The following is a 23,742-nucleotide window of genomic DNA, read 5'->3' on the forward strand; positions in this document are numbered from 1 at the left end:
ACGTCCACTATGCCGTCCTGCACCACACCGACTGCGGGATCACGGACCTGGCCGCGTTCCCCGACCTGCTGTCCGACTACTTCGAGGTGCCGCCCGGAGACCTGGACAGCAAGGCGGTCACCGACCCGCCCGCCGCCGTCCGCGTCGACGTCGCCGTCCTCAGGCAGAAGCTTCCGGCCGGAGTCTTCGTCTCAGGGCTCGTGTACGACGTGGCCACCGGGCTCGTCGACGTCGTCGTACCGCCCGCGCGGGCGCAAGCATGACCGCGTGGGCGGAAGCATGACACCGCGCGACGCCCACGCCCGGCCCGCCCGCAACGCCCGCCGTGGCCCTGCGGCCTGCCCCGGCACCTGCTCCCTCGACCTCTTGTCCGGCCACCTGCCCGACTGCTTGGCTGGCTGCACGTCCGGCCGCTTCGCCGGAAGGTCATATCGGCGGGGAGGCGCTTTCTGACATGTGCGAGGACCACGGGCACTCGACGGCAGAGGCGGCAGAGGCGGCATGGTCGGCGCCCCGCGTCGCGGAGGGACCGGCCGTCGACCCGGTGACGCTGCCCGAGGTCGACGAGGTCAGGGTCACGACGATGGTCGACAACACCTCCGACGCCCTGCTGACCTCGGCCGAAGGCGTCACCCGGGCGTCGATGGGAGCCGGACGGACCGCCGTGCGGCAGTTCGCCGGCGGCGAGACCCTCGCGGGACTGCGCGCCGAGCACGGCTTCTCCGCTCTGGTCACCGTCCGGAACGGGAACGCGAGCAGCACGCTGCTGTTCGACACCGGCGCGTCACCGGACGCACTGGCGGTGAACGCCGAGCGCCTCGGCATCGACGTCGGCGGCCTGCAGGGCGTCGTACTCAGCCACGGCCACTTCGACCACGCGGGCGGCTTCGACGGCCTGGCCCGGCTGCGCGGGCGCTCCGGCCTGCCGCTGACCGTCCACCCCGCGATCTGGACCCGCCGCCGTCTGCAACTGCCCGCGGGCCAGGGCCTGGAGCTGCCCACGCTGTCGCGGGGTGCCCTGGAACGCGAGGGGTTCGAGGTGATCGAGCGACGGCAGCCGTCGTTGCTGGCCGGCCGCATCCTGATCACCGGCGAGGTGGACCGCGTCACCGACTTCGAGCACGGCATGCCGCAGGCGCACCAGGCCTGGGACGGAAACGGCTGGCGGCACGACCCCACCGTCATCGACGACCAGGCACTCGTCATCAACGTGCGCGGCCGGGGGCTCGTCATCGTCACGGGGTGCGGCCATGCCGGAGTGGTCAACATCGTCCGCCACGCCATGAGGCTGACCGGCGTCACCAGACTGCTGGCCCTCATCGGCGGCTTCCACCTGAGCGGCCCCGCCTTCGAGCCGGTCATCGCCCCCACGGTGGCCGCCCTCACCGAACTCGCCCCCGCCCTCATGGTCCCCGGCCACTGCACCGGCTGGCGCGCCCAGCACACCCTCGCCGCGGCCCTCCCGGAGGCATGGGTGCAGACCAGCGTGGGGACCACCTACACACTCAACGCCGGCCAGGCGGCTGCTACCTGACTTCGGCTCAACCGGTCCAGCAGGCGGGGTGCCCTGTCAGCGCCGTCTCTTACGCTCCGCTGTTGAACAAGCAGTTCGAATGGAGAGGGGATGCGGATGGGCGGTAACGAATGGACTCATGTGGGCCCGTATCAGCGTGATTTGGCGGCCGCGTTCCGGCAGGCGCAGGAAGACGAGCTGGCGCGGGACAACCACGGCTTCGAGGGGCGGTCCGTCGAGGAGCTGTGGCAAGACCCGGAGTGGCAGGAGTACATCTATACCGGTGGCACGGGCACCGTGTTGGATTTCCCTCTCATGATCGAGGCGGCTGACACCGACGACGGTCCGTTCATGCGGCCGCTGACCGATGTCGAGGTCCGAGCGAGCGTGGGCTCCTCACGGCCGACCCACTTACGAGGAGTGGGGCGCCGCACTTGATTCCGAGCAGTTGGACTTCCCCAGCCGCGCCCAGGGGAACTGCACAGTGCTCTACCGCGACGGCAGGCCCGCGCAGATCGGCTACTGGGGGGGTCACCGCCGACTAGGGGGAACCCCAGGGCTTCGGCGTAGTCGCGAGTTGAGCGGGCCGTGGACCGACTCCGGGGAGCGTCACGACCGCCGCGGGCTGAGAGCGAGGGAGGCCAAGAGCGACCGGCCGGTCCCTACAAACCGCGCAGCGCCTCGTATAGATCGCCGTAGGCTGCCCAGCAGTCAATGCTGCCGTCGTCGTACAGGCTGCCCATGTACCAGTCGTCGTCATGGAGGGGCTTCACGAGGCACAGGCCGTGGAACCCGAGAATGATCTCGGGGTGCAGAACCTCGTTGCCGCCGGTGCCGGCCACCCCCTTCACCATCCGGTCTGGAACCAGCGCGACAGCCTCTCGATCCCCGGATACGTCGCGGATCTGCGGAAGGGTCCACCCTGGAGGTAGCCGTGCATCTGCCATCCACAGATGTTCTCACCCGCCGGGTGTCGAGCACCGCTTCAGGAGTTCGATCCACGCCCGCCCCTGGGGCCGTCTTGGGCAGCTCCGGAGGTCGTGCGGGGGTGTTGACGTATGCCGCCGTCCGGGCTCGTTGATGTCAGCGTTGGATGTCACCGAAACAGTTCCGGAACTGGGCAGACCTCCAACGGATCGTCCGGCCGGTCCGCCCAGTGCCACCACGCGTGCCGGTCCGCACACCGCCACAACGCCCGGCAAGTCCGTCGGCCGTCGTCCTCTCGCTTGGAGAGCACCAGGCCGCCAGATTCCACAGGCCGGCGGCACTCTGGACAGACCGGAGTGTTGTTGGTCGTGGAACGCACCCGAACTGAGTGACCTCTTCGTCCCGAAGCAACTTATGTCGGCTCGGTGCACCGCAACCGGGGGCGGCGCCTGGTCGCCTTCTTCGCGTGCATCTTGTACGCGGCGATGCGCCCGGCCGAAGTGGTCGGACTCCGGTTGTCTGACTGCCATCTCCCCGACAAGGGATGGGGGACGCTCACTCTCTGGGCGACCCGTCCGATCTCGGGCAAGAAGTGGACCGACTCGGGCGAGCGACACGACAGGCGGGGGCTGAAGTCACGGGAGCCGGGCACGGACCGGCCGGTGCCTATTCCGCCCGTTCTGGTGGCGATGCTCCGAGCGCACCTGAAAGAGTTCGGCACGGCCAAGGACGGGCGGCTCTTCCCCAACGAACGGGGGGACCTGCTCGGCACCTCCAGCTACTGGCGGGTGTGGCAGGAAGCCAGACCGCTGGCGCTCCCGCCGGACAAGGTGGCCTCGCCCTTGGCTCGGAAGCCGTACCACCTCCGCGCCACCTGCATTACAAACTGGCTCCGCGCTGGCCTCGCGGTAGCCGAGGTGGCCCGGCGCGCCGGCAACTCCCCGGAGGTCATCCACCGCCGATACGCGGGCGTCATCGACGACAGCGAGGAAGAGAACAACAAGAAGATCGAAAAGGCCATGGGATGGGAGGACCCCTTGGCGGAGGGTGCCGAGGCGGCGTCCGACGACCCGAGTGTCGCCTCTGTCGATAGAGCACTCCCACCGTCCCCGAGCGGGTGCTGAACCGAGTAACAAATCTCTCTGCCTGTTCAAGGCGGCTTGCTCCGCTCACCGCGCGCGGCCCGGGCGCCGGCCGGGCCTGGCTCCTGTCTCCGCCCCGCTCCAGCCCGGACGGCGCCCGTGCCACGCTCATACAATCAGCCGCCTGATGCCAGAGAAGGGGTATGTCGTGGCTGGGGCGCTCCGTTCCATGGCTTTTAGCAGCAACTTCGGCGCGAGCCTCGTAGATCATGACCCCAACGTCGTGCTTTATCGGGCAGACCCACAGACCGCCCGACGCGTCGGAAGCTTACGAGGCCATGATCACTCAAGCCATGGGAGCTCCTTGGGGTCTCGGCATGCATTCTCCTCAGTCGTGTGCTGTCCTAGAAGTGACGGAGCTTCAAGCGCGCGCCATCTCTGCCGTCCCCCCGAGATTTCCAACTCAGTGTCCATGCACGAGTGCAAATACGGCTGCAGTGCCACCCTGGGGGTTCCTAATGAGAGACTTTACAGACCCGTCAAGTGGCGGCGAGCCATCGAATCGCGCGTCAGAGCAGAGCGAAGCAGGCGATTCTAGCGGAATCAGAAAACACATTCTCCGCAACGGGCTTACATCTATTGTATCTGTAATCCTATCCACCCTGCTGACATTCCTGATTTCAGCACTGGGCGCACGTATCGCAGGTGCTGAAGGCGGCTGGAACGGTGGCTTTAGTGATCGCGAGGTGCTCCTCTATAGTATAGGCACTGTTGCTTTTTGCGTTCTCAGCACTGCTGCATCCGTATTCACTCGCGGCCAAGTGGAACGGTATGTGGCGGGCAGATCATTGGCGTCGATATTTCTCGTACTGACGCTAACGATCACCCTAGTAGCGGTGGGGTTCTTTTGTGCGCACCAGAGACGGGTTATCGCCGGGATCGTACTAATGTCATTCGCGATCTTCCGCCTCGGTATCAGGCATACGCAAAACTGGTCTGACCCCTGGAAGTCAATGCGATCACATGTGGCAGCAGAGGTCTACTTTCACTGCGTTTCAATATTGGCACTAGCGGTGGGGGCAGCCCTTGTGATATCAGGAATTCCCAGACATGGATTTGCTTTCCCTGCGCGACTTACTTTAAGTGCATCAATTCTGCTCGCGTCGCTTGTCGCCGTAAACAAGGTGAGCACTCGCGCGCGAAAGGTGTGCACGTCCATTTGGGTGGCAGCCCAGGCGGTTCAGCGGGCTTATGAGGGATTGTCCGCCGCAACAGCCTCTGCCTCCACAGATGTTGAGTCCATAGATAAACGACAAGGCATGATACGGGCGGCAGATAGGCTTAACGTTGCCTTGAAGACACGCCTAAATACAGGATATAAGGGTGGCGCTACGATCCTTCCTAGACACCAAAAGAAGGCGCTAATTCGAGAGCTGGTCGAAGTTGCTTCAGGAGAGGCACCTCCAGGAACTAAGTGGGAAGAATTGAATCTCCAAATGGAGAGCATTAAAGACGCCTGCGCCCCCTGGATTGATGTGGCAGCATAAACTGGCATCCTGCTAGGCATCACGCCGGGTCGACCTTGAAGGCTTTGCGAGGCGTTCGGCTCCAGTCCGTCCCCCACGGCCCGGCCGGCCGCAGCCTGCTCTCGTCGACGACATTCTAAAGCGGTGGCCATTCACCCGCCTGCCGCGCGCCAGAGCAGGCCACCAAGCGCTGCAAGGCCGATCAGCTGACCCAGATGCCGTCGGGCGAAAGTCGACGTGCAAGGCGCTGGCCCGCAGTGCTCACCGGAGTCGACCAGGACACATCCGCAACCTTGCATCCAAAGTCGGTGGCGAGTGCCTGTACGAGCGTGGCACCAATGCCGCGGTGCCGGTAAGCGTCTGCTACCCAAATGAGGATGATTCGGGGGCGCAGGGTGGCGTCCTCTACTCCGTACTTTGACCCATCGGCCAAATCCCAGCGGCGATGCTCGGTAGTGTCGTGAGCTGCTACGTAGCCGACGATGCGCCCGTCCACTTTCAACAGGTATGCGCGATAGTTGTCCGAAGTTTCCTCGGGCTCGCCCATGTGGGACCACGAGGGGAAGTCGTAGTTGTCCTCCCTCTGCGGCATGCGCGCCACCTGATAGGCCAACTTCCGCCACGAAATGGGCGACTGTGTAGTGACCACTACCAGATCACCCCACCAGTTGAGGCTTCTCGGCACCCGAATGCCTAGCGCCCAATTCGCATGATGTACGCGGTGGGTGTTGTCATCATCCTCCACATCTTGAAGGCGCATGCCGCACGGGCACTCGCCACCACTCACCGCTTCCAACTGCCGGAACTGGACTGGGATCGCACCGCGGCTCAGGTCCTCGTCACTACCTCCGACCCAAGGCCGGAAGGGTGCATGCTCCGATTCGATGTAGCCGGTCCAACGGTCCACCCACCCCTGATACCGTTCGGGGAGCATCTCGCGAATCTGCTTCTGAGCCGCGGACAGTGTAGGGCGAACCCACACGCTGCCAGCCGTCGCCCGACCGTTGAGACGCAAACCCCGCTTTGTGGCCTTGGCGCGCAGGAACCTCAAGAACGCCCTAGGAGGTGGGTCAAAGTCCACTCCGCGGATCAGCTCTCGCTCACCGGGAGATAGCCACTCGTCAATGGGTAATGTGAGCCGGTCGGCGAGTGCGTGCAGTCCGCTGTAGTCGTGGTCGAGCTCGGCTGCGCGCAACGCTTCGACCGTAGCCTCGACATCTCGGAAACGAGCGCATAATTCGATCCAACGCGGACCGCTCCCAAGGTAGAAGACGCCTTGGTAACCGTCATACCGAATGCAGTCCATGGCCGCGTCACGCGCCTTGTCGACTGCCTCTACGTAGTCCGCAGGTAGATCTGGTTCGTCGCCCCGCGCGGCCGCGGCATCAACGTAACTATCTCGGTCGAGCTGGACAGTGGCGAACCAGCGTGAGGCGCGAACCCGGACCTTCCTGGTGTCACGACTGCTCGGATCAGCGACAAGGTGGAATGTCCGCTCGGTCATGCGCTCTGCTCCATGGCTCTAGCCGGATCGTTCGGACTGATCATTCCTGTCGCTGCAAGCCTCGGGAAGAGCGCGGGGCGAGATCTGGGACGGACCATCCACCAGTAGGAGGCCACGCTTGCTCGGCATGAGCTGCACTCAGCAGGCAGCTGCGCCAGGCGCGCGCCAGATCTAGCGGCGAGCCACAAGGAAGGGTGGTGGCCGGCGGGGTGTGCCCCACACGCTCCTCACACGCGATCAGTGCGCAACAACGAGAAAGAGCGGGAGACAGTGAGACTGTCTCCCGCTCTTTCATGTCGGCATCCGCCCTGGTCAGCGCCTGATTTCTGCTGATCCTGGGCGAGTGCCCCCGGCAGGATTCGAACCTGCGCACACGGCTCCGGAGGCCGTTGCTCTATCCCCTGAGCTACGGGGGCGTCTGGCGTTGAGCTGTTGCTCGCGGCGACGGGTAGAACACTACCAGCTCGGTCGGGGTGATCAGGGGACGGGTGCTTGTTGTGGACGACAACAAGGTCATCCGGCAGCTGATCAGGGTCAATCTCGAGCTGGAGGGTATCGAGGTCGTGACCGCGGCCGACGGTGCCGAGTGTCTGGATGTCGTTCATCGGGTGCGTCCCGACGTGGTCACCCTCGATGTCGTCATGCCCCGGCTCGACGGGCTGCGGACCGCCGCCCAGCTGCGTGCCGATCCGCGTACCCACGATCTTCCACTCGCCATCGTCAGTGCGTGCACGCAGTACGAGGTCGAGACCGGTCTCGACGTCGGCGTCGACGCGTTTCTCGCCAAGCCCTTCGAGCCCGCTGAACTCGTCCAGCTGGTGCGGGGGCTGATCGAGCGGCGGCGGGGCCGGGCCGAGGGGGAGGACGTCCGGTTGTCGGGGGAGCGGGCTGGGGGCAACCCCGCCTATCCGTAACCCGCCCGCGACTATCCGCGGTCCCCCGGGGCCAAGCGCCCCCCGCCTCTCCATGTCCCGGGGCCAGGTGCTCCCCGCCTCTCCGTCCCTCCTGTGCCAGGCGCCCCCGCCTCTCCGCCTCTCCATGTCCCGCCGGCGGCGGCACGCCTCCGGCCAGGCACCCCCGGCACCCCCGGCACCCCCGGCACCCCCGGGGCCAGGCACCCCCGCGCCAAGCCCCCGGCCAGACCGCGTCCACATACCGGAACGCCCTCCAAACCTGCTCGCATACCCACCCCCTTCCTCCCCTACGCTTGTCCCGTGACTCCCCTCGAGCTCTCCCGTACCGTGCTGCGTGCGGTGCGTCGTGCCGTGGAGGCGGGGGAGCTCGGGGTGGCCGTGCCGGAGCGGGTCGTGGTGACGCCGCCCGGGCCGGGCGGATGCGGGGACTACGCCACCAACGTCGCGCTGCAGCTCGCCGGGCCCGCCGGGCAGCCGCCGGTGCGGGTCGCCGAAATCCTGGTGCCCCACCTCGCGGACGTGACCGGCGTCGAGGACGTCGTCGTCACCGGGCCCGGGTTCCTCAACATCTCCCTCAGTTCCTCCTCGTCCCCGACCGCCGCGCTGGTCGGCGAGATCCGCAGCCGCGGGGCCGGCTACGGCCACGGCGACGCCCTCGCCGGGCAGGTCGTCGCGCTGCGGGTGCCGTACGACGTCCGGGCCGAGGTCGTCGCCGACGCGGTGGTCAGGATCGTCGCGACCCAGGGCGGGCGGGGTGAGGTCGATCACGGTGAGCCGGTGAGTCTGCGGCCCGTTCCGGCGCCGGAGGACCCGGCGCCGCTCGGGCCCGACGCCGCCCGGTGGGCGCTGTTGTATCCGGCGGCGCACGACCGTCCCAGGATCACCGCCGATCATCTCGTGCAGCGGGAGAGCAACCCGCTGTTCCGGGTGCGGTACGCGCACGCCCGGGCGCGGGCCGTCGGGCGGGGAGCGGGGCGGCTCGGGTTCGGTGCCGTGCCCGGCGACGTCCCCGACGCCCCGGGCGGTCTCGTCACCGCCCTCGCCGACTACCCCCGCATCCTCACCGGCGCGGCCACCCACCGCGCCCCCGACCGGCTGGCCCGGCACCTCGTCACCGTCGCCGATGCCGCGCTGCCCTTCCTGCCGACCGTGCTGCCCCGTGGCGACGAGAAACCCTCGGCCGCCCACCGCGCCCGGCTCGCCCTCGCCGAAGCCGCCGGGACGGTGCTGGCCGGCGGCCTGTCCCTGCTCGGCATCGACGCACCCGATCACCTCTGAGAGAGCCCGAAGAGCAATGAGCCGTTCCGCGCACCCCGCCGGGCCCCGGCACGCCGATGTCCTGCCCGAGGGGCACTACGCCGCCCCGCCCACCGATCTCAACGCCCTCGACCCCAAGGTGTGGGCCCAGACCGTCGGCCGGGACGCCGACGGCGTCGTCACCGTCGGCGGTGTCGACGTGAAGTCCCTCGCCGAGGAGTTCGGCACTCCCGCCTACGTCCTCGACGAGGACGACTTCCGGGCCCGGGCCCGCGCCTGGCGCACCGCCTTCGGGCCGGACGCCGATGTGTTCTACGCCGGGAAGGCGTTCCTGTCCCGGGCCGTCGTGCGCTGGCTGCACGAGGAAGGGCTGAACCTGGACGTGTGCTCCGGCGGGGAGCTGGCCACCGCCCTGTCCGCGGGCATGCCCGCCGAGCGGATCGCCTTCCACGGCAACAACAAGTCGCAGGGGGAGATCCGCCGGGCCGTCGAGGCCGGGGTCGGGCGGATCGTGCTCGACTCCTTCCAGGAGATCGTGCGGGTCGCCCACATCGCTCAGGAACTCGGCACGCGGCAGCGCGTGCAGATTCGTATCACCGTCGGTGTCGAGGCGCACACGCACGAGTTCATCGCCACCGCCCACGAGGACCAGAAGTTCGGGATCCCGCTGGCCGGCGGGCAGGCCGCGGAGGCCGTGCGGCGGGCGCTGCAGCTCGACGGGCTCGAGCTCATCGGGATCCACTCGCACATCGGGTCGCAGATCTTCGACATGTCGGGCTTCGAGGTCGCCGCGCACCGCGTCGTCGGGCTGCTCAGGGACATCCGGGACGAGCACGGGGTCGAGCTGCCCGAGATCGACCTCGGCGGCGGGCTCGGGATCGCGTACACGAGTGACGACGACCCGCGCGAGCCGCACGAGATCGCCAAGGCGCTCACCGAGATCGTGACGCGGGAGTGCGAGGCCGCCAGGCTGCGGACGCCCCGGATCTCCGTGGAGCCGGGCCGCGCCATCGTCGGCCCCACCGCCTTCACGCTCTACGAGGTCGGCACCATCAAGCCGCTCGACAACCTCCGCACCTACGTCTCCGTCGACGGCGGCATGTCCGACAACATCCGCACCGCGCTGTACGACGCCGAGTACAGCGTCGCCCTCGTGTCGCGGACGAGCGACGCCGAGCCGATGCTCGCCCGCGTCGTCGGCAAGCACTGCGAGAGCGGGGACATCGTGGTGAAGGACGCGTTCCTGCCGGGCGATCTGGCACCCGGTGACCTCATCGCCGTACCGGCCACCGGCGCCTACTGCCGTTCCATGGCCAGCAACTACAACCACGTGCTCCGGCCGCCCGTCGTCGCGGTGCGGGACGGCGAGGCCCGGGTGATCGTCCGGCGGGAGACGGAGGAGGACCTGCTCCGGCTCGACGTCGGATGACAGACGGATGAGCAGGGGGACGGCGCAGGAGGAAGATCTCCTGTCTGCCATCGCCGCACAATGAAATAGATGTCTCACGATCCGGACGAAGGGTAGAAACTGCCGTCCGGTGAGTGAGACTGGTCCAACCGTAGACGGTATGAGGAAACGAGGTCGGATGATGCGTACGCGTCCGCTGAAGGTGGCGCTGCTGGGCTGTGGGGTCGTCGGCTCAGAGGTGGCACGCATCATGACGACGCACGCCGACGACCTCGCCCAGCGGATCGGCGCCCCGATCGAGCTGGCCGGTGTCGCCGTACGGCGGCCCTCCAAGGTCCGTGAGGGCATCGACCCGGACCTGGTCACCACCGACGCCACCGCGCTCGTCAAGCGCGGCGACATCGACGTCGTGGTGGAGGTCATCGGCGGGATCGAACCCGCCCGCACCCTCATCACCGCCGCCTTCGAGCACGGCGCGTCGGTCGTCTCCGCCAACAAGGCCCTGCTCGCCCAGGACGGCGCCGCCCTGCACGCGGTCGCCGAGCAGCACGGCAAGGACCTCTACTACGAGGCCGCCGTCGCCGGTGCCATCCCGCTGATCCGGCCGCTGCGCGAGTCCCTGGCCGGCGACAAGGTCAACCGGGTGCTCGGCATCGTCAACGGCACCACCAACTTCATCCTCGACAAGATGGACTCCACGGGGGCGGGCTACCAGGAGGCCCTCGACGAGGCGACCGCGCTGGGGTACGCCGAAGCCGACCCGACCGCCGACGTCGAGGGGTTCGACGCCGCCGCCAAGGCCGCGATCCTCGCCGGCATCGCCTTCCACTCCCGGGTGCGGCTCGACGACGTCTACCGCGAGGGCATGACCGAGGTCACGGCCGCCGACTTCGCCTCCGCCAAGAACATGGGCTGCACCATCAAGCTGCTCGCCATCTGCGAGCGCGCCGAGGACGGCGGCTCGGTGACGGCCCGCGTGCACCCCGCCATGATTCCGCTGACCCACCCGCTCGCCTCCGTGCGCGGCGCCTACAACGCCGTCTTCGTGGAGTCCGACGCGAGCGGGCAGCTCATGTTCTACGGTCCCGGCGCCGGTGGCGCCCCGACCGCCTCCGCGGTCCTCGGCGACCTCGTCGCCGTCTGCCGCAACCGGCTCAGCGGGGCAACGGGGCCCGGCGAGTCGGCGTACGCCGGTCTGCCCGTGTCGCCCATGGGCGATGTCGTCACCCGCTACCACATCAGCCTCGACGTCGCCGACAAACCGGGTGTTCTCGCCCAGGTCGCCACCGTCTTCGCCGAGCACGGGGTTTCCATCGATACGGTTCGGCAGACCGGCAAGGACGGCGAGGCCTCCCTCGTCGTCGTCACCCACCGGGCCTCCGACGCCTCCCTCTCCGGGACCGTCGAGGCGCTGCGCAAGCTCGACACCGTGCGGGGTGTCGCCAGCATCATGCGGGTTGAAGGAGAGTAACCAGCAATGACCCACCAGTGGCGCGGAATCATCGAGGAGTACCGGGACCGGCTGCCCGTCTCCGACACCACGCCGGTCGTGACGCTCCGTGAGGGCGGCACGCCCCTCGTGCCCGCGCAGGTGCTCTCCGAGCGCACGGGCTGCGAGGTCCACCTGAAGGTGGAGGGCGCGAACCCGACCGGATCCTTCAAGGACCGCGGGATGACCATGGCCATCAGCAAGGCCAAGGAGGAGGGCGCGCAGGCTGTGATCTGCGCCTCCACGGGCAACACCTCCGCCTCCGCCGCCGCGTACGCCGTGCGCGCGGGCATGGTCTCCGCGGTGCTCGTCCCGCAGGGCAAGATTGCGCTCGGCAAGATGGGCCAGGCCCTGGTGCACGGCGCGAAGATCCTCCAGGTCGACGGCAACTTCGACGACTGCCTCACCCTCGCCCGCAAGCTGAGCGAGAACTACCCGGTGGCGCTGGTCAATTCGGTCAACCCGGTGCGCATCGAGGGCCAGAAGACGGCCTCCTTCGAGATCGTGGACATGCTCGGTGACGCGCCCGACATCCACGTCCTGCCGGTCGGCAACGCGGGCAACATCACCGCGTACTGGAAGGGGTACAAGGAGTACGCCGGTGACGGCATCTCCACCCGGACGCCCCGCATGTGGGGTTTCCAGGCCTCCGGCAGCGCCCCTATCGTGCGCGGCGAGATCGTCAAGGACCCCTCGACCATCGCCACCGCGATCCGCATCGGCAACCCCGCCTCCTGGCAGTTCGCGCTCGCGGCCCGGGACGAGTCCGAGGGCCTCATCGACGAGGTGACGGACCGTGAGATCCTGCGCGCCTACCGGCTGTTGGCCGCCCAGGAGGGTGTCTTCGTGGAGCCCGCCTCCGCCGCGTCCGTCGCCGGTCTGCTCAAGGCCGCCGAGCAGGGCAAGGTCGACCCCGGCCAGCGCATCGTCTGCACGGTCACCGGCAACGGCCTGAAGGACCCCGACTGGGCCGTCGCCGGCGCCCCGCAGCCGGTCACCGTGCCGGTCGACGCGGCCGCCGCGGCCGAGCGGCTCGGGCTCGCCTAGAGCACGGCTCGAGGGGTACTCGAGAAACACTCGAGGAGTACCTGAGCAACCCCGGCCGGGCAACCGGCCGACACCCTGCGGCGTCCCGGACAGGGAACTCCCTACGGAGGGGGCACAGGGGGCTTACGACACGCATCGTGCGCCTCCTGTGCGCCCTATGTCGCCACAGAACCTTCCTTCGATAGGCTGTACCGAACCCGCCCGCTGCATATGCCTCCGCATATGGCGCGGCGCCGCGCCGTCTCCACGGCCCGAGGGTCCCCCCACGTACCTATCGAATGTCATTCGACCATCACGCAGCTCAAGGAGAGTCATCGAGCGATGGCCGGTCCAGCGTTCCGCGCCGCCGCCGTCCGGGTGCGCGTCCCCGCCACCAGCGCCAACATCGGCCCGGGCTTCGACGCCCTGGGCCTCGCGCTGGGGCTCTACGACGACGTCGTCGTCCGGGTGGCCGACTCCGGGCTGCACATCGACATCGCGGGGGAGGGCAGTGAGACGCTGCCGCGTGACGAGAGCCACCTTCTCGTACGCTCCCTGCGCACCGCCTTCGACCTGCTGGGCGGACAGCCCCGCGGCCTCGAGATCGTGTGCGCCAACCGCATCCCGCACGGCCGTGGCCTCGGCTCCTCCTCCGCCGCCATCTGCGCCGGCATCGTCGCCGCGCGTGCGGTGACCATAGGCGGCGAGGCCCGGCTCGACGACGCGGCCCTGCTGGAGCTCGCGACCGAGATCGAGGGCCACCCCGACAACGTCGCGGCCTGCCTGCTCGGCGGCTTCACGCTCTCCTGGATGGAGTCCGGCGCCGCCCGGGCGATCAGGATGGAGCCCAACGATTCCATCGTTCCGGTGGTTTTCGTGCCCGGGAAGCCGGTCCTCACCGAGACCGCGCGCGGACTGCTCCCGCGCACCGTGCCGCACGTCGACGCCGCCGCCAACGCGGGCCGTGCCGCCCTGCTCGTCGAGGCCCTCACCCGGCGCCCCGAGCTGCTGCTGCCCGCCACCGAGGACCGCCTGCACCAGGAGTACCGCGCCCCCGCCATGCCGGAGAGCGCCGCCCTGGTGGAGCGGCTGCGCGCCGACGGCATCCCGGCCGTGATCTCCGGCGCCGGACCCACCGTGATGGCGCTCGCCGACGCCGGCAGCGCCGAGAAGGTACAGGCCCTGGCCGGTGCGGACTGGGCCGCCAACCGGCTGAACCTCGACCTCCAGGGAGCGAGCGTGCTGCCGCTCGCGCCCGCCCATGACACTTCCAGTGACATGTGACGCGCACGATTGCCGGATTTGGAGAGGGGGAATGTTTGTTGGATCCGGTAGTGTTAACCTCAAGTCTGCACCCGACCTCACCATGGCGAGGTGCTTCGTGTCCCCCTCCGGGACAGACATTCTTCCGGGAGTCTCCCAAGCCATTCAGCGTTCTGTATGACGTACCTGGGCAGTACGCCGTACCCGGGCACTGAAAGGGCCGCTGGGCACGCTCCGGAACAGGTGCTACCACGCCACGTGACACCGGGTGCCACGGCTCGTCGGAAGCGCCGTCACCAGATATTTCTTCCGCCGTATTGGCGGACCACCGCCCCGGCACGGTCCACACAAGCAAGGACCGAAAGCCGGACAGCACAACCGGTCGCCGAGCCAGACAGGCCGACGTCCGCTCCAGGGAAGGACCCTTCGTGAGCGACACCACCGATCTGATGGGCGCACGTGTCGAGGAGACCGCTGCCGCGCCCGCCACGGACGCTTCCGCGCCTGCCTCCGGTGCCGGCTCCCGGCGGCGCCGCGGTACCGGCCTCGAGGGCATGGTGCTGGCCGAGCTTCAGCAGGTCGCATCCGGCCTCGGCATCAGGGGCACCGCGCGGATGCGCAAGAGCCAGCTGATCGAGGTCATCAAGGAGGCCCAGGCCGGAGGCGGAGCTCCCGCCAAGGCCGAGGCTGCCGTCGAGACCAAGCCGAAGCGCCGGGCCACCTCCAAGGCCCGCACGGGTGACGAGGCCGCCGGGAAGAAGGCGGAGCAGGCCGCCGAGGCCCCCGCCGAGAAGGCCGTGGCCCAGCAGCAGATCGAGATCCCCGGCCAGCCGGCCGGCCGCGCGGGCGAGGCCGAGCGCGACGGGGACGACGCCCCGGCCGAGCGCCGCCGTCGCCGGGCCACCGCCGAGGCCGGCAGCCCCACCGCCACCGGCGCCGAGACCGTCGCCGCCGAGGCCAGGACCTAGCCGAAGCCCGAGACGCCCGCCCAGTCCCTGCAGCAGGGCGACGCCCGGGCCGACGGCGACGACGGCCGTGGCCGACGCGACCGCCGTGAGCGCGGCCGGGACCGTGACCGGCGCAACAAGGGCGACGAGCAGCAGGGCGGCGGCCAGGGCGGCCGTCAGGACCGTTCCGACCGCCAGGACCGGCAGGACCGCCAGCAGCAGCCGCAGCAGCAGGGCGGCGGCCGTCAGGACCGGAACGCCGGCCCGCAGGACGACGACGACTTCGACGGCGGACGCCGTGGCCGTCGTGGCCGCTACCGCGACCGTCGTGGCCGCCGTGGCCGTGACGAGATCGGCGGCGCCGAGCCGCAGCTCGCCGACGACGACGTCCTGATCCCCGTCGCGGGCATCCTGGACATCCTCGACAACTACGCGTTCATCCGGACCTCCGGCTACCTGCCGGGTCCGAACGACGTGTACGTCTCCCTCGCCCAGGTCCGCAAGAACGGCCTGCGCAAGGGCGACCACATCACCGGCGCGGTCCGCCAGCCCAAGGAAGGCGAGCGGCGCGAGAAGTTCAACGCGCTGGTCCGCCTGGACTCCGTCAACGGCATGGCGCCCGAACACGGCCGCGGCCGCCCGGAGTTCAACAAGCTGACCCCGCTCTACCCGCAGGACCGGCTCCGCCTGGAGACCGACCCGGGCGTGCTGACCACCCGCATCATCGACCTCGTGTCGCCGATCGGTAAGGGCCAGCGCGGTCTGATCGTGGCCCCGCCGAAGACCGGCAAGACCATGATCATGCAGGCGATCGCCAACGCGATCACGCACAACAACCCCGAGTGCCACCTGATGGTCGTCCTCGTCGACGAGCGTCCGGAAGAGGTCACCGACATGCAGCGGTCGGTCAAGGGCGAGGTCATCTCCTCGACCTTCGACCGCCCGGCCGAGGACCACACCACGGTCGCCGAGCTCGCCATCGAGCGCGCCAAGCGTCTGGTGGAGCTGGGCCACGACGTCGTCGTGCTGCTCGACTCGATCACGCGTCTGGGCCGTGCGTACAACCTCGCGGCGCCGGCCTCCGGCCGCATCCTGTCCGGTGGTGTCGACTCGACCGCCCTGTACCCGCCGAAGCGCTTCTTCGGTGCGGCCCGCAACATCGAGGACGGCGGATCTCTCACGATCCTCGCCACCGCCCTTGTGGACACCGGGTCCCGCATGGACGAGGTGATCTTCGAGGAGTTCAAGGGCACCGGCAACGCCGAGCTCAAGCTCGACCGGAAGCTCGCCGACAAGCGCATCTTCCCCGCGGTGGACGTCGACGCGTCCGGCACCCGTAAGGAAGAGATCCTGCTCGCCCCCGACGAGCTCGCCATCGTCTGGAAGCTGCGCCGGGTGCTGCACGCCCTCGACCAGCAGCAGGCGGTCGAACTGCTCCTCGACAAGATGAAGCAGACGAAGTCGAACGCCGAGTTCCTGATGCAGATTCAGAAGACGACGCCGACGCCGGGTAACGGCGACTGACGGTCGTACTTCGGCCGCGGGTTCGCCGTGGCCGGTCGCGCAGTTCCCCGCGCCCCTTTGGGCGCTCGAAGGGACCGCTCCCCGCAAGGGCAGGGAGCGGTCCCTTCGCGTTTTTCTCCTCGGGGTAGGATCGCGCCCTTCGGTCAAATGACCGGATCACGAACTCCTGATCCCGAGGGGGGACTTAGGTGGGTACACCCACGTCCGGGAGCGGTCGGCACAGACGCCGGATACGTTTCGCAGTGCCCGTCGCCGCGGCCGGAGTCGCCGCCGCCGTCACGGCCGCACTGATCTCGACCTCCGCCAGCGCGGCCACCCAGCCGGTGCCCACGGCCAAGCCGGTCGTCAGCGCGCCGTCGCAGGCCGTCCTGAACAAGCGGATCGCGCGTGCGATCACCGCCGACAGCGGTACGACGACCACGAAGAACTCGACGGCCACCACGAGCGGTTCGGCCGTCTCGCCGAAGATCATCGGTGGCGGTACGACCACCATCTCCGCGGCGCCGTGGATGGCCCAGCTCTGGTACTACGACGACAAGGGCACCACCAGCACCAGCGACGACGTCGGCTTCTTCTGCGGCGGCTCGGTCATCTCGCCCACGAAGATCCTCACCGCCGCGCACTGCGTCAAGGGCTTCAAGTGGAGCACCACGGACTCCGCGGTCGTCACCGGCACCGCCTCGCTGCCCACCACCAACAGCGACGGCACCGCCAACCTGCACGGCGGCACCGCCACCGCCGTGACACGCCAGTGGAACCACCCGTCGTACAGCCTCTCGGCCCACGGTGCCCCCAACAACGACATCGCCGTGCTCACCCTGGCGGTCCCCGTCAAGGCGACCCCGATCCGCATGACGACGAACACCGACACCGCGTCGTACACGGGCACGGCAGCCAAGACCGCCAAGGCCTACGGCTGGGGCCGGACCAGCTCCACCACGGACGACATCTCCGAGACGCTGAAGACGGCCACGCTGCCGATCGACTCGGACGCCACCTGCACCGCCGCCTACGGCAGCACGGACTTCGTCAAGGGCCACATGGTCTGCGCGGGTACGGCCGCCACCGGCAGCGACACCGGCACGACGACCACCTGCAACGGCGACTCCGGCGGCCCGCTGGTCGTCGGCGGCCGGATCGTCGGCGTGGTCTCCTGGGGCGTCGAGGACTGCGTCGCCAAGGGCGCCTACGCCGTCTTCACGAAGGTCAGCACCTACGTCGGTGCCGCCTACGCGCAGATCGCCGACACCAACCTGAGCCTGTTCAACAACCTCGACGACAACAAGGCCGACCTGTTCGCCCGCAAGTCGTCGACCAAGGTCGGCTACGAGCTGGACTCCAAGGGCACCTCGCTCGCCTCGCGCGTCTCCTGGGGCGACTGGAGCGGCGTCAACGTCATCCTCCAGGCCGACCTCAACCTGGACGGCTTCCAGGACGTGATCTACCGGGTGGCGTCCTCCGGTGACGTCTACTGGGACCACGTCGTGCTGAACAGCGCCCAGACCAGCGCATCCTGGGTCACGACGAAGCTCTTCACCAACTGGAAGACCCGCAAGGCCGTCGTCGTCCCCGGTGACCTCACCGGGGACTACCTGCCGGACGTGCTCTCCGAGGACTCCAGCGGCGTGCTGTGGCTGTACCCGGGCAAGGGCAACGGCACCTTCGCCGCCCGCGTCAAGATCGGCGGCGGCTGGAGCCAGTACAACCAGCTGCGCGGCTTCGGCGACTTCAACGGCGACGGCAAGGCCGACCTGCTGGCCCGCAAGAGCAGCGGCGGCGACCTGTACCTGTACAAGGGCACCGGCAAGTCCGGCACCGGCCTCTTCTCGGCCCGGGTGAAGGTCCGCGCCGGCTGGACCGGCTACAACACCCTCGCCGCGGTCGGCGACCTGACCGGCGACGGCAAGGCCGACTTCCTGGCCCGGACCACCGGCGGCACGCTGTACCTGTACCCGGGTACCGGCAAGGCGACCAGTGAGATCTTCGGCACAAGGAAGTCGCTCGGTACCGGTTTCCAGCAGTACGACATCTTCGGCTGAAAGACCTGGTGAGTGGGGTTCGCCCCACGTGCCCGGTCACCGAGTGTGCCCACCGCTCCACGCGGTGGGCACACTGCGTTGTGCAACCCTTTCCCGAGTTTCGCCGTCTGACCAGGCGGAGCGACGATGGTCCGGATACGTGCCGATGGTCCTGGTACGCCGGGCCTGACCCTGAAAGCAGGGGGTAACCGAGCAGTCGTACGAGAACAGAGGAGCCCATGTCCGCCGAGAGCACGCCCGGTCCGGGCATACCCGGGCCCGGTACCAAGGCCACGAGCCGCCGCGGGTCCCGAAGGGCGGGCCGCAGGGCGCTGCACGTCACGGCCTGGACGGCGGCCGGCATCCTCGTCATCGGCGGCGCGGGCGTCGGCTACCTGTACTTCAAGCTCAACGGCAACCTCAAGACCGTCGACATCAACCAGATGCTCGGCAGCGACCGGCCCACCAAGGTCGACGACGGCTCCGAGAACATCCTGGTGCTCGGCTCGGACACGCGTTCCGGCGCGAACAGGAAGCTCGGCGGCGGCGCGGACGACGGCAGCGCCCGCTCCGACACGGCGATGATCGTCCACGTCTACAAGGGCCACAAGAAGGCCGCCGTGGTCTCCGTCCCCCGGGACACCCTGATCGACCGCCCCTCCTGCATCGACGCGCGGGGCACCACCCACTCCGCCGCGACCGGCGTGATGTTCAACTCCGCGTACTCCACGGGCGGCGCGGCCTGCGCGGTCAAGACCGTCGAGTCGATGACCGGCGTCCGGATGGACCACTACCTGGAGGTCGACTTCTCCGGCTTCCAGAAGCTCATCGACGAACTCGGCGGCGTCAAGGTCACCACGACGAAGGCCATCGACGACCGGGAGAGCCACCTCGACCTCAAGGCCGGCACCCACACGCTGAACGGCAAGCAGGCCCTCGGCCTCGTCCGCACCCGGCACGGCGTCGGCGACGGCTCCGACCTGGGCCGTATCCAGCTCCAGCAGGCGTTCGTCAAGGCCCTCATCAACCAGGTCGAGCAAGTGGGGGTCTTCACCAGCCCCAAGAAGCTGTACGACCTGGCCGACACCGCGACGAAGGCGGTCACCACCGACTCCGACCTCGGCTCGGTGAACTCCCTGATCGACTTCGCGAACGGCCTGAAGTCCATCGGTGCGAAGAACATGCGCATGGTGACCATGCCGGTCGAGTACGACCCGTCGAACCCGAACCGGGTGATAGTGGCCGAGGCGAAGGCCAAGCAGGTGTGGGCGGCGCTGAAGACCGACCGGCCGATCCCGGCGAGCGCCACGAAGGGGACGGCGACGGGGCAGGCCAAGGGGGTCGTGGCGTCGTAGTCCGGCTGACCGCCGGTGGGGGCTGATCGCGCAGTTCCCCGCGCCCCTGAGCAACTGCACGGGTCCCACCTGAAGGGGCGCGGGGAACTGCGCGACAAGTCACGACGGACCCGCACCCGCACGCGGCCAAGCCGTCGCACCCCCTTGGGCGCACCCTCCCGCCCTCGCCGGAATAAAGATCGAAGACCCCCGGTTTTGGGAGATACGGCCAGCCCTGGCAGACTGGTACGTCGGCCCCGGTTCACGCCCCGCAAGCCCGCGAAGGCGACCCGGTGCCCTCCCGATATCTAGGAGACACCTTGAAGCGCGAGATCCACCCCGAGTACGTCGAGACGCAGGTCAGCTGCACCTGTGGCGCGTCGTTCACCACCCGTAGCACGATCACCAGCGGCACCATCCGTGCCGAGGTCTGCTCCGAGTGCCACCCGTTCTACACGGGCAAGCAGAAGATCCTCGACACCGGTGGCCGTGTGGCCCGCTTCGAGGCCCGCTTCGGCAAGGCTGCCGCCGGCTCCAAGAAGTAGCGAGCCCTATTTCGCCGGTCCACGGCCACGTCCCTGCGGGGGTGTGCCCGGGACCGGCGTTTTTGGTCGCCCGCCTTCCCTTCCCCCGCCGCAGCAGTATCAGGAGCCGAAAATGTTCGAGGCCGTCGAGGAACTCGTCGTCGAGCACGCAGACCTGGAGAAGAAGCTCGCCGACCCGTCGGTCCACGCCGACCAGGCCAACGCGCGCAAGCTGAACAAGCGCTACGCCGAACTCACCCCGATCGTCGCCACGTTCCGCTCCTGGAAGCAGACCGGCGACGACATCGAGACCGCGCGTGAACTGGCCGCCGACGACCCCGACTTCGCCGCCGAGGTCAAGGAGCTGGACAAGCAGCGCGACGAGCTCACCGAGAAGCTGCGCCTGCTGCTCGTCCCCCGGGACCCGTCCGACGACAAGGACGTCCTCCTGGAGATCAAGGCCGGGGCGGGCGGCGACGAGTCCGCGCTGTTCGCCGGTGACCTGCTGCGCATGTACCTCCGGTATGCCGAGCGCGTCGGCTGGAAGACCGAGATCATCGACTCCACCGAGTCCGAACTCGGCGGCTACAAGGACGTCCAGGTCGCCGTGAAGACCAAGGGCGGCCAGGGCGCCACCGAGCCCGGCCAGGGCGTCTGGGCGCGGCTGAAGTACGAGGGCGGCGTGCACCGCGTGCAGCGCGTGCCGGCGACCGAGTCGCAGGGCCGTATCCACACCTCGGCGGCCGGTGTGCTCGTCACGCCGGAGGCGGAGGAGGTCGACGTCGAGATCAACCCGAACGACCTCCGGATCGACGTCTACCGGTCCTCCGGGCCCGGCGGCCAGTCCGTCAACACCACCGACTCCGCGGTGCGCATCACGCACATCCCGACCGGAGTGGTCGCCTCCTGCCAGAACGAGAAGAGCCAGCTGCAGAACAAGGAGCAGGCCTTGCGTATCCTGCGCTCCAGGCTGCTCGCCGCGGCGCAGGAGGAGGCGGAGAAGGAGGCCGCCGACGCCCGCCGCAGCCAGGTCCGCACCGTCGACCGCTCCGAGAAGATCCGCACGTACAACTTCCCGGAGAATCGCATCTCGGACCACCGCGTCGGCTTCAAGGCGTACAACCTGGACCAGGTCCTGGACGGCGACCTCGACGCGGTGATCCAGGCCTGCGTCGACGCGGACTCGGCCGCCAAGCTCGCGGCCGCGTAAGGCACGTACGCACGTACGGAACGTACGAGTTACGACACGGAGGACCAGCGTGAACCTGCTGCTCGCGGAGGTGGCCCAGGCCACCCAGCGGCTGGCCGACGCCGGCGTGCCCTCGCCGCGCACCGACGCGGAGGAGCTCGCCGCGTTCGTGCACGGCGTGAAGCGGGGCGCGCTGCACTCCGTCAAGGACTCCGACTTCGACGCCCGCTACTGGGAGGTCATCGCCCGCCGGGAGCAGCGCGAGCCGCTCCAGCACATCACCGGGCGGGCGTATTTCCGGTACCTCGAGCTCCAGGTGGGTCCCGGCGTCTTCGTGCCGCGTCCCGAGACCGAGTCGGTCGTCGGCTGGGCCATAGACGCGGTGCGCGCCATGGACGTGGTCGAGCCCCGCATCGTCGACCTGTGCACCGGTTCCGGCGCCATCGCGCTCGCCCTCGCCCAGGAGGTGCCGCGCTCGCGCGTCCACGCCGTGGAGCTGTCCGAGGAGGCGCTCCAGTGGACCCGCAAGAACATGGCGGGCTCCAGGGTCGACCTGCGCCAGGGAGACGCCCTGGACGCCTTCCACGACCTCGACGGCCATGTCGACCTGGTCATCTCCAACCCTCCGTACATCCCGCTCACCGAGTGGGAGTACGTCGCCCCCGAGGCCCGCGACTACGACCCCGAACTCGCCCTGTTCTCCGGCGAGGACGGCCTGGACCTGATCCGGGGCATCGAACGCACCGCGCACCGGCTGCTGCGCCCGGGCGGTGTCGTCGTCATCGAGCACGCCGACACCCAGGGCGGCCAGGTGCCGTGGATCTTCACCGAGGAGCGGGGCTGGGCGGACGCGGCCGACCACCCGGACCTCAACAACCGCCCCCGCTTCGCGACCGCCCGCAAGGCGCTGCCGTGAGCACCCCGCAGACTCCCTTCCAGATGTACGTGTACGAGGAGGCCCGCTAGACATGGCACGGCGATACGACACCAACGACGCGACCGACCGCGTGACGGGTCTGCGCGAGGCCGCGTCCGCCGTCCGCCGGGGCGAACTGGTGGTGCTGCCGACGGACACGGTGTACGGCATCGGCGCCGACGCGTTCACCTCGGAGGCGGTCGCCGACCTCCTCGACGCCAAGGGCCGCGGCCGCAACATGCCCACCCCCGTGCTGATCGGCTCCCCGAACACCCTCCACGGTCTCGTCACCGACTTCTCCGAGCTGGCCTGGGAGCTGGTCGACGCGTTCTGGCCGGGCGCCCTCACGCTGGTCGCCAGGCACCAGCCGTCCCTGCAGTGGGACCTGGGGGACACCCGCGGCACGGTCGCCGTGCGCATGCCACTCCACCCGGTCGCCATCGAGCTGCTCACCGAGGTCGGCCCGATGGCCGTGTCCTCCGCCAACCTCACCGGCCACCCGTCCCCGGAGACCTGCGACGCCGCGCAGGAGATGCTCGGCGACTCCGTCTCCGTGTACCTCGACGGCGGCCCGACCCCCGGCAACGTCCCCTCGTCGATCGTCGACGTCACCCGCGAAGTTCCGTTGCTGCTGCGCGCGGGCGCGATCTCGGCGGAGGAGCTGCGGAAGGTCGTACCCGACCTTGAGGTGGCGAATTGACAGCCCCTGACGCGGGGCGTGGCATAGGCAACGGGGAAAGCGCGGCGGAGATCACGACGACGTTCGTGGGGCTGCCGCGCGACAGCTTCCGCATCCTCCACGTCAGCACCGGCAACGTGTGCCGCTCGCCGATCACCGAGCGGCTGACCCGCCATCTCGTGACGGACCGGCTCGGCGCCTTCCTCGGCGGCGGGCTGGTCGTGGAGAGCGCGGGCACCTGGGGCCACGAGGGCGCGCCCATGGAGGCGAACGCGGAGGCCGTCCTCGCCGACTTCGGGGCGGACGCCTCCGGTTTCGTGGGCCGCGAACTGCTCGACGAGCACGTGATCCGGGCGGACCTGGTCCTGACGGCCACCCGTGACCACCGCGCCCAGGTCATCTCCATGGGCCACTCGGCGGGCCTGCGCACCTTCACGCTGAAGGAGTTCACCCGGCTGGTCCGCGCGATAGACCCGGCGACGCTGCCGCCGACCTCGGAAGGCGTGGTGATCCGCGCGCGTGCGCTGGTGCGCGCGGCGGCGGCGCTGCGCGGCTGGCTCCTGGCCCCGACCGCCGAGGCGGACGAGGTGTACGACCCGTACGGCGCTCCGCTGCCCTTCTTCCAGTCCATCGGCGACGAGATACACGAGGCGCTGGACCCGGTGGTCACGGCGCTCACCGGTGTTCCCGCGCGGATGTAAG

Annotated in this window: 18 protein-coding genes, 1 tRNA gene and 2 pseudogenes; 18 read left to right on the top strand and 3 right to left on the bottom strand. The window is 69.1% G+C overall.

Annotated features, from left to right (window positions below):
- The 3 genes and pseudogenes from JF597_RS45830 to JF597_RS45840 all read left to right on the top strand — a co-directional run.
- A pseudogene (locus tag JF597_RS45830) lies at nucleotides 1-263 on the top strand (carbonic anhydrase); the annotation flags it as partial.
- A gap of 191 nt (nucleotides 264-454) precedes the next feature.
- Nucleotides 455-1,534 carry an MBL fold metallo-hydrolase gene (locus JF597_RS45835; RefSeq protein WP_294011030.1) on the top strand — a complete coding sequence of 360 codons (1,080 nt, stop codon included), beginning with the start codon at nucleotides 455-457 and terminating at the stop codon, nucleotides 1,532-1,534.
- Between the two features lie 96 nt (nucleotides 1,535-1,630).
- Nucleotides 1,631-1,951, top strand: a complete 321-nt coding sequence (locus JF597_RS45840) for a hypothetical protein (RefSeq protein ID WP_294011032.1) — start codon at nucleotides 1,631-1,633, stop codon at nucleotides 1,949-1,951.
- A gap of 224 nt (nucleotides 1,952-2,175) precedes the next feature.
- On the opposite strand, the gene JF597_RS45845 is transcribed toward JF597_RS45840, so the two are convergent.
- The gene (locus tag JF597_RS45845; RefSeq protein WP_294011034.1) at nucleotides 2,176-2,460 is read right to left on the bottom strand and encodes a hypothetical protein; all 285 of its coding nucleotides are present in this window, start codon (nucleotides 2,458-2,460) and stop codon (nucleotides 2,176-2,178) included.
- Nucleotides 2,461-3,102: 642 nt separating this feature from the next.
- On the opposite strand from JF597_RS45845, the gene JF597_RS55835 reads away from it, so the two are divergent.
- Nucleotides 3,103-3,564 carry a hypothetical protein gene (locus tag JF597_RS55835; protein ID WP_366916542.1) on the top strand — a complete coding sequence of 154 codons (462 nt, stop codon included), beginning with the start codon at nucleotides 3,103-3,105 and terminating at the stop codon, nucleotides 3,562-3,564.
- Nucleotides 3,565-5,250: 1,686 nt separating this feature from the next.
- On the opposite strand, the gene JF597_RS45855 is transcribed toward JF597_RS55835, so the two are convergent.
- Nucleotides 5,251-6,552 carry a GNAT family N-acetyltransferase gene (locus JF597_RS45855; protein ID WP_294011037.1) on the bottom strand — a complete coding sequence of 434 codons (1,302 nt, stop codon included), beginning with the start codon at nucleotides 6,550-6,552 and terminating at the stop codon, nucleotides 5,251-5,253.
- A gap of 344 nt (nucleotides 6,553-6,896) precedes the next feature.
- Nucleotides 6,897-6,968, bottom strand: a tRNA-Arg gene (locus JF597_RS45860).
- Between the two features lie 81 nt (nucleotides 6,969-7,049).
- On the opposite strand from JF597_RS45860, the gene JF597_RS45865 reads away from it, so the two are divergent.
- From JF597_RS45865 to JF597_RS45930, 14 genes and pseudogenes are all read left to right on the top strand, one after another.
- Nucleotides 7,050-7,466 carry a response regulator gene (locus JF597_RS45865; protein ID WP_294011039.1) on the top strand — a complete coding sequence of 139 codons (417 nt, stop codon included), beginning with the start codon at nucleotides 7,050-7,052 and terminating at the stop codon, nucleotides 7,464-7,466.
- Nucleotides 7,467-7,766: 300 nt separating this feature from the next.
- A complete protein-coding gene (gene nrtL, locus JF597_RS45870; RefSeq protein WP_294011041.1) occupies nucleotides 7,767-8,744 on the top strand; it encodes an ArgS-related anticodon-binding protein NrtL in 978 nt (325 codons plus the stop codon).
- A gap of 16 nt (nucleotides 8,745-8,760) precedes the next feature.
- On the top strand, nucleotides 8,761-10,152 hold the full coding sequence (gene lysA, locus JF597_RS45875) for a diaminopimelate decarboxylase (protein WP_294011043.1): 1,392 nt from the start codon (nucleotides 8,761-8,763) through the stop codon (nucleotides 10,150-10,152).
- 157 nt (nucleotides 10,153-10,309) lie between these two features.
- A complete protein-coding gene (locus JF597_RS45880) occupies nucleotides 10,310-11,602 on the top strand; it encodes a homoserine dehydrogenase (RefSeq protein WP_294011045.1) in 1,293 nt (430 codons plus the stop codon).
- Nucleotides 11,603-11,608: 6 nt separating this feature from the next.
- Nucleotides 11,609-12,667 (top strand): threonine synthase, encoded by a 1,059-nt coding sequence (gene thrC, locus JF597_RS45885; RefSeq protein WP_294011047.1) that lies wholly within the window; start codon nucleotides 11,609-11,611, stop codon nucleotides 12,665-12,667.
- Nucleotides 12,668-12,988: 321 nt separating this feature from the next.
- On the top strand, nucleotides 12,989-13,930 hold the full coding sequence (gene thrB / locus JF597_RS45890) for a homoserine kinase (protein ID WP_294011049.1): 942 nt from the start codon (nucleotides 12,989-12,991) through the stop codon (nucleotides 13,928-13,930).
- 407 nt (nucleotides 13,931-14,337) lie between these two features.
- Nucleotides 14,338-16,380 (top strand): annotated as a pseudogene (gene rho / locus JF597_RS45895) (transcription termination factor Rho).
- A 242-nt stretch (nucleotides 16,381-16,622) separates the two neighbouring features.
- Complete coding sequence (locus tag JF597_RS45900) at nucleotides 16,623-18,419, top strand: trypsin-like serine protease (RefSeq protein ID WP_294011052.1); 1,797 nt, start codon at nucleotides 16,623-16,625, stop codon at nucleotides 18,417-18,419.
- Nucleotides 18,420-18,637: 218 nt separating this feature from the next.
- Complete coding sequence (locus JF597_RS45905) at nucleotides 18,638-19,753, top strand: LCP family protein (RefSeq protein ID WP_294011054.1); 1,116 nt, start codon at nucleotides 18,638-18,640, stop codon at nucleotides 19,751-19,753.
- A 299-nt stretch (nucleotides 19,754-20,052) separates the two neighbouring features.
- Nucleotides 20,053-20,277, top strand: a complete 225-nt coding sequence (gene rpmE / locus JF597_RS45910) for a 50S ribosomal protein L31 (protein ID WP_030049623.1) — start codon at nucleotides 20,053-20,055, stop codon at nucleotides 20,275-20,277.
- Nucleotides 20,278-20,389: 112 nt separating this feature from the next.
- On the top strand, nucleotides 20,390-21,466 hold the full coding sequence (prfA, locus tag JF597_RS45915) for a peptide chain release factor 1 (RefSeq protein ID WP_294011058.1): 1,077 nt from the start codon (nucleotides 20,390-20,392) through the stop codon (nucleotides 21,464-21,466).
- A gap of 49 nt (nucleotides 21,467-21,515) precedes the next feature.
- Complete coding sequence (gene prmC, locus JF597_RS45920) at nucleotides 21,516-22,361, top strand: peptide chain release factor N(5)-glutamine methyltransferase (RefSeq protein ID WP_294011060.1); 846 nt, start codon at nucleotides 21,516-21,518, stop codon at nucleotides 22,359-22,361.
- Nucleotides 22,362-22,413: 52 nt separating this feature from the next.
- Nucleotides 22,414-23,061 carry an L-threonylcarbamoyladenylate synthase gene (locus JF597_RS45925; protein WP_189268510.1) on the top strand — a complete coding sequence of 216 codons (648 nt, stop codon included), beginning with the start codon at nucleotides 22,414-22,416 and terminating at the stop codon, nucleotides 23,059-23,061.
- A complete protein-coding gene (locus JF597_RS45930; protein WP_294011065.1) occupies nucleotides 23,058-23,741 on the top strand; it encodes a protein-tyrosine-phosphatase in 684 nt (227 codons plus the stop codon). The genes JF597_RS45925 and JF597_RS45930 overlap by 4 nt, the downstream gene beginning before the upstream one ends.
- The last annotated feature ends 1 nt before the right edge of the window (nucleotide 23,742 follow it).

Origin of the sequence: Streptomyces sp., assembly GCF_019510245.1 — a bacterium.
Taxonomy (GTDB): Bacteria; Actinomycetota; Actinomycetes; order Streptomycetales; family Streptomycetaceae; genus Streptomyces.

Coding starts and splice junctions, on each gene's coding strand:
- JF597_RS45835 (WP_294011030.1), top strand. CDS start 455: ATGTGCGAGGACCACGGGCACTCGACGGCAGAGGCGGCAGAGGCGGCA.
- JF597_RS45840 (WP_294011032.1), top strand. CDS start 1,631: ATGGGCGGTAACGAATGGACTCATGTGGGCCCGTATCAGCGTGATTTG.
- JF597_RS45845 (WP_294011034.1), bottom strand. CDS start 2,460: ATGGCAGATGCACGGCTACCTCCAGGGTGGACCCTTCCGCAGATCCGC.
- JF597_RS45855 (WP_294011037.1), bottom strand. CDS start 6,552: ATGACCGAGCGGACATTCCACCTTGTCGCTGATCCGAGCAGTCGTGAC.
- lysA (WP_294011043.1), top strand. CDS start 8,761: ATGAGCCGTTCCGCGCACCCCGCCGGGCCCCGGCACGCCGATGTCCTG.
- JF597_RS45880 (WP_294011045.1), top strand. CDS start 10,310: ATGATGCGTACGCGTCCGCTGAAGGTGGCGCTGCTGGGCTGTGGGGTC.
- thrC (WP_294011047.1), top strand. CDS start 11,609: ATGACCCACCAGTGGCGCGGAATCATCGAGGAGTACCGGGACCGGCTG.
- thrB (WP_294011049.1), top strand. CDS start 12,989: ATGGCCGGTCCAGCGTTCCGCGCCGCCGCCGTCCGGGTGCGCGTCCCC.
- JF597_RS45905 (WP_294011054.1), top strand. CDS start 18,638: ATGTCCGCCGAGAGCACGCCCGGTCCGGGCATACCCGGGCCCGGTACC.
- prfA (WP_294011058.1), top strand. CDS start 20,390: ATGTTCGAGGCCGTCGAGGAACTCGTCGTCGAGCACGCAGACCTGGAG.
- JF597_RS45925 (WP_189268510.1), top strand. CDS start 22,414: ATGGCACGGCGATACGACACCAACGACGCGACCGACCGCGTGACGGGT.